A 5,443-nucleotide genomic window follows, 5' to 3' on the forward strand; every position below is an offset into this window, starting at 1 on the left:
CGCACAAAAAGGCCTTACACATGTTCGCAGCCGGTCACTGCCCATGGGAATCAGAAAACACTTGCGCAAGCGGGGGTATCCACACATGCCTGACCATCAAGCTCCTGTTCAAGGTGCCGCTGCGGCAAACGACCGGGGTGGTGGCCAGCCTGTTGAAGATGGCCGGTTTGGAATGGGCGGTGCCTGATTACACGACGCTGTGCCGACGGCAAAAGACGCTGGCCGTCCAGATCCCGTATCGGCGCGCCGATGGCCCCCTGAATCTGCTGGTGGACAGCACCGGGATCAAGTTCCTCGGTGATGGCGAATGGCAGGCCAGAAAGCACGGTGTTCAGGGCCGACGCCAATGGCGCAAGGTCCATCTGGCGTTGGACACCGCCACGTCCGACATCCGGGCGGTGGAGTTCACCTCTAGCGGTGACGGCGACAGTCCTGTCTTGCCAGACCTGCTGGACCAGATCCCCGAGGGCGAAGAAATCGGCACGGTAACCGCCGACGGCGCCTATGACACCCGCCGCTGCCACACCGCCATCATCGAACGCCAGGCCACCGCGATCATCCCGATCCGCAGGAACGGTCGGCCCTGGAAAGAGAACTGCCCAGCTGCAATCGCCCGAAACGAAACCCTGCGCGCCACCCGGCACTACGGCAGGGCGTTCTGGAAGCGCTGGACAGGATACCATGTCCGAAGCCGGATCGAGGCGAAGATGCGATGCCTCAAGGCCTTCGGCGAACGCATCGCCGCGAGAGACCCCGACCGCCAGACCGCCGAAATCCACATCCGCGTCGCACTCATGAACCGCTTCAACGCCCTCGGCACTGCCGAGATCGTCCGCGTGGCCTGAAGCCGATGGGGAAAGGCAAGTCACGCCTCTAGCCGCCTTTCTGCAACAACGCCCATCCGAATTCAAACATCGCCATCGACAAACCATGAGCTCGATCCAAACCGCTCGACCCTGAGCGGGAAAGTCCTCGATCCGCCGGTGCCTCCAACCATGTCGTTGCCTTGAGGGCGTCCCGCAATCAGGGCAGACACCATTCGGAGCCAGCCTGCCAGACACGACCCACGCACCCGTCTCAGTCTGGCGGACCTCAGCAACCTCAACGCTGGCAGTTGGAGCCCAATGCTTCTTCGATACCACGACCTGATCCCTTCAATCTGTGAAGCTCGGTCAGACCGTGACACACAAACTGAGGATGACCCGAATTAAGGGGATCAGCCGGCCCTTCGTGCGGCGTCTGGGTCAGACGAGCCGCCTCGGGGAACCAGCGAGCGCACCAGATCTGTCATCTCCAGTATGCCGACCTGTTGGCCGCCCTTCATCACACGGTAGCGGTTTGTCGTATCGCCGCCAGACCTTTCTATCAGTGATTCCAGATTGGCATCATGGTCAACTTCGCCGCTGATTTCGCCCATCGCCTCAGTCGTTTGGCGCATGACCGACCGAACACGCAAGACGCGGGCGCGGTTGATGTCGCTGACGAAGGCCTCGATGTAGGGATCCGCCGGGTTCAGCAGGATATGTTGCGGCTCCCCTTGCTGGACGACAAAGCCATCCTTGAGGATTACAAGATGGTCGGCCAGCTTAAGGGATTCATCAAGATCGTGGGTAATGAACACCACCGTCTTGGCCAGTTCCGCCTGCAGTTCGATCAGGAGGTTCTGCATGTCGGTCCGGATCAGTGGGTCCAGCGCCGAGAATGCCTCGTCCATCAACATGATGTCGGAATTGCTGGTCAGGGCGCGTGCGATGCCAACGCGCTGCTGCATTCCGCCGGACAACTGATGGGGATATTGGTCATCTTGCCCTTCCAGTCCGACCCGGGCCAGCCATTTGCGCGCGTCTTTCTGGTACTTTCCCTTGCCCATGCCCTCAATCGACGGCGCAAGGCCGGCGTTCTCCAGAACGGTGCGATGGGGAAAAAGGGCGAATTTCTGGAACACCATCGACATGTGATGCTGGCGCAGGTCGCGCAGCTGCTTGTCGTTGTAGGAAAGGATGTCGTCGCCATTCACCAGCACCTCTCCGGCGCTTGGGTCAATCAGGCGGTTCAGATGGCGGATCAGGGTCGATTTTCCCGACCCTGACAGCCCCATGATCACCGTTGTCTTGCCCGCCGGCATGTCGACATTGATGTTATTAAGGCCCAGCACATGGTTGTGTTCCGCCAGCAATTCGGTCTTGCCCATGCCGTTGCGGACATAGGCAAGCGCCATCTGCGGCTTGTCGCCAAATATCTTGTAAAGGTTGCGGATCTTGATCTTGATTTCGTCAGACATGGCGCTTCCCTTATTTCTGGCTGGCGTTGATGCGGGCCAGTGCAGCCTTGGTCACCCGGTCGAGGATGATCGCAAGAAGCACGATTCCCAGACCCGACAGCAATCCGACGCCCAGTTCGAGACTGCGGATACCGCGCAGCACCAGCACACCAAGACCCGGTGCCGAGACGAGGCTGGCAATGACGACCATGGCAAGGCTCATCATGATCGTCTGGTTCACACCGGCCATAATGTTGGGCAGTGCCAGAGGGATCTGCACCCCGAACAACTTCTGCCGCTTGGTCATTCCGAAGGCATCCGCCGCCTCGATCACGTCACGATCGACAAGGCGGATGCCAAGATCGGTCAGACGAATTACAGGCACGATGGCGTAAAGGATGATCGCGATGCCATAAAGCTTCGGTTCAGTCACCGAAAACAAGAAGATCAGCGGAATCAGGTAAACAAAGGGTGGCAGCGTCTGCAACATGTCCAGGATCGGAATCATCATCCGCTGCACCCGGTCGCTGCGCGACATGGCGATGCCGATGGGCACTCCGAACAACACGCAGATGAACGCACAGACAAATATGATCGCCAGTGTCTGCATCGTGTAGTCATAGTAATCGACAAAGGCGAGAAACCCGAAACACACCGCAACCAGAGCGACCAGTTTCATCGACCGGCCCACCGCGTAGGCGATCAGCATCAGCAGCGGGATCATTATCCACCACGGCAACGCCTGCATCACCCACAGCATCTCGTTCAACGCCCAACTGAGCGGCTGGGTCAACGGATCGACCACGATCTTCAGGCTATCCTTGATATCAAGGAATCCGCGCTCTAGTCCGCTGGTCAGATCGCGTGATTGCGGAATGGCGTTGCAGGCGTCGTGCAGATTGTCGAGCGACGGAAATGGAGTGTCCCAAGCGGAAACTTCGACCTTCTGCCCGGACGTTTCGCCCAGAAGGTCGGCCATTGACATGGGGCCGCCGCTTTTTTCGCCATCACCGCACCAGTCGCGCAGTCCCAACCCGTCGAAAATGAAATCATATGTCGCCATTTCGTCCCTCTTTCGGGGCGATTTGTGGCCCCTTTGTCATTCCATCCAGCACTTGAAAGGCTGGGAACCGGCACGGCTTCTGAACTTCTTACTGCGGCCGTTCGGAAAAACGCGCGCGCATCGTCGCTCCGTCAGCCAGTCCAGGTTTTCTTGTCGCCCTGAAGGAAATGCACTGTCGCTTCCGCGGTCGAGGAATTACCTTTGCCCTGCCAGGTCAGAAGCGCGCGCATCTGGTCGGTCTGAAAGCTGACCTTGCGGGTGAGTTTACCTTGGGTCCTATTCAGTTCCGGGTGGTTCTCGGCAGAATATGCCGGACTCCACCACGCCTCGACTTTGCCGGGTTCAAGTGCCTTGACCACATTCTCCATCACGCCGTCCGCCTTCGGCTTGCCACAGGCGTCACCGGCTGAACTGACCCAGAGTTCAGTCACGATTTCAAGTTCGTTGTTCATGGACAGCAACGTAAGTGCTGGACTCGTGTCATAAGGCATGCGGGTTGCGGTGCAGCCATATCCCTGGTCCATCAGAAAAGCAGTGATTTCAGTCGCATTGATCGCCGAGGCGAATGTCATCTCGGTGATTGATACCTCGCAGCAATCGGCATGAGAGGTGTTGGGAAGCGCTGCACCGAAAAATGCGGCCATTGCTGTCTTTTTCATGCCATGTCGCATTTTGTTGATTTTTGTCATAGTTCGAAACGGGAGGGGCCGGTGCGGCCCCTCCCGCCGCAATGTTACTTCAACAGCGCCGCCAGGTTTTCGCGCGCGTCATCGTTAATCCATTCGCTCCAGATTTCCTTGTTATTCTGGAGGAAGTAGACGGCCGCTTCTTCGCTGCTGGCATTGTTTTCATCCATCCAGGCCAGAAGGCCGCTCATCTGGTCGGTCTTGAAGGTGACCTTGGACATCATCTCGGAAATATCGGGGTGACTTTCCTGGAAGTTCTTGGTCACGACGGTCAGGATCGGCGCTGTCGCGAATTCGGTCACGGCCGCGTCGGGAGAATTGGCATTCTGGTTGGCCAGTTGCGCCGCTTCGACCTCTTCACCCAGGCTGACCTTGGTCATGTCAAACTTGCCAAGCGGGGTGGTCGGGCCCCAATAGTAGCCAAACCATGGTTCTTCATTTTCGACAGCCGATGCCATCGACGTGGCGAGCGTTTCACCGGACCCGTGGTTGAATACCTCGATCCCTGAGCCTTCCAGATCCATCGCGCGGATCAGGTTGTCGTTCACGATCCGGCAGCCCCAGCCATCAGGGCAGTTATTGAACATGCCGCCGACCAGTTCGGGGTTTTCCATCACACCTTCGATCGTCATCAATTCGGGGTGCGCTTCGGCCAGGTAGGTCGGAATCCACCACCCCTCGACACCGCCCGGATCAAGAACGCTTGCCAATTCGACGATCCGACCGTCGGCCTTGATCTTCTTGTAGGCGTCTCCGGCCGAGTTCGGCCACAGTTCCGGAACGATGTCGGGTTCGTTGTTTTCCGACAACGACGTGACAGCGGGCGTAGTGTCGGACGGAACGATCGTGACATCGCATCCATAACCTTGCTCAAGCAAGAAGTTAGATACTGCGACCACAACCCCGGCCGAGGCCCAATTCATTTCGGCGATCGTGACTTCACCGCAATCTTCTTGTGCCATGACGGCACCGGGGGCGATGACAGCGGCAAGGGCAGCACTAAGAATATAACGTTTCATATCGGAAACTCCTTTGGTTAGTTCAGTTTGGCGAGCAGGAGACCATCGAGGGTCACCGGAAGATCATCATCACGGCGAAAATCATCAGATCACTCTTTGCATGATGCACGGGACCCGGATCTTGTTGATCTGCCAATAAGTGGATGATCGAACCCTTCGGTTATTACGGGGGCAGAAACCTGATACAGCAACATAGCATTATAGACAACCGTGACAGCCATACGGCTTGAATCTGCCATTGGTTTGCGCATCGCCATACCAACCAGCGTCCGTATCATTCTCGAGGCGATGGGGTAATCCTCCCCGTTTTAACGGGGCCCAGAAGTAGACTTCAGGCAGCCATCTTCAGTTTCTGGGCGGGTGTGATGCCGCCGATGCCCATGTTGGGGCGCTCATTGTTGTAAGTCCATAGCCA

Annotated in this window: 5 protein-coding genes and 1 pseudogene; 1 reads left to right on the forward strand and 5 read right to left on the reverse strand. The window is 57.8% G+C overall.

Annotation, left to right across the window (positions count from 1 at the left end):
• The coding region (locus tag JL811_RS19610; RefSeq protein ID WP_237685097.1) for an IS5 family transposase at nt 1-845 on the forward strand (845 nt) is incomplete at its 5' end.
• Nucleotides 846-923: 78 nt separating this feature from the next.
• On the opposite strand, the pseudogene JL811_RS20350 reads toward JL811_RS19610, so the two are convergent.
• The 5 genes and pseudogenes from JL811_RS20350 to JL811_RS19635 all read right to left on the reverse strand — a co-directional run.
• A pseudogene (locus tag JL811_RS20350) lies at nt 924-1,142 on the reverse strand (transposase family protein); the annotation flags it as partial.
• 74 nt (nt 1,143-1,216) lie between these two features.
• Nucleotides 1,217-2,281 (reverse strand): quaternary amine ABC transporter ATP-binding protein, encoded by a 1,065-nt coding sequence (locus JL811_RS19620; RefSeq protein ID WP_202690394.1) that lies wholly within the window; start codon nt 2,279-2,281, stop codon nt 1,217-1,219.
• 10 nt (nt 2,282-2,291) lie between these two features.
• Nucleotides 2,292-3,323: an ABC transporter permease gene (locus JL811_RS19625; RefSeq protein WP_202690395.1), complete on the reverse strand. Its 1,032-nt coding sequence runs from the start codon at nt 3,321-3,323 to the stop codon at nt 2,292-2,294.
• A gap of 131 nt (nt 3,324-3,454) precedes the next feature.
• Entirely contained in the window at nt 3,455-3,982 is a 528-nt protein-coding gene (locus tag JL811_RS19630) for a glycine betaine ABC transporter substrate-binding protein (protein ID WP_202690396.1), read from the reverse strand.
• Nucleotides 3,983-4,056: 74 nt separating this feature from the next.
• Complete coding sequence (locus tag JL811_RS19635) at nt 4,057-5,028, reverse strand: ABC transporter substrate-binding protein (RefSeq protein ID WP_202690397.1); 972 nt, start codon at nt 5,026-5,028, stop codon at nt 4,057-4,059.
• Between the last annotated feature and the right edge of the window lie 415 nt (nt 5,029-5,443).

The organism is Szabonella alba (assembly GCF_016765775.1).
Taxonomy (GTDB): domain Bacteria; phylum Pseudomonadota; class Alphaproteobacteria; order Rhodobacterales; family Rhodobacteraceae; genus Szabonella; species Szabonella alba.

Excerpts from the sequence above, each read along its gene's own strand:
- JL811_RS19620 (WP_202690394.1), bottom strand. The coding sequence starts at position 2,281 with ATGTCTGACGAAATCAAGATCAAGATCCGCAACCTTTACAAGATATTT.
- JL811_RS19625 (WP_202690395.1), bottom strand. The coding sequence starts at position 3,323 with ATGGCGACATATGATTTCATTTTCGACGGGTTGGGACTGCGCGACTGG.
- JL811_RS19630 (WP_202690396.1), bottom strand. The coding sequence starts at position 3,982 with ATGAAAAAGACAGCAATGGCCGCATTTTTCGGTGCAGCGCTTCCCAAC.
- JL811_RS19635 (WP_202690397.1), bottom strand. The coding sequence starts at position 5,028 with ATGAAACGTTATATTCTTAGTGCTGCCCTTGCCGCTGTCATCGCCCCC.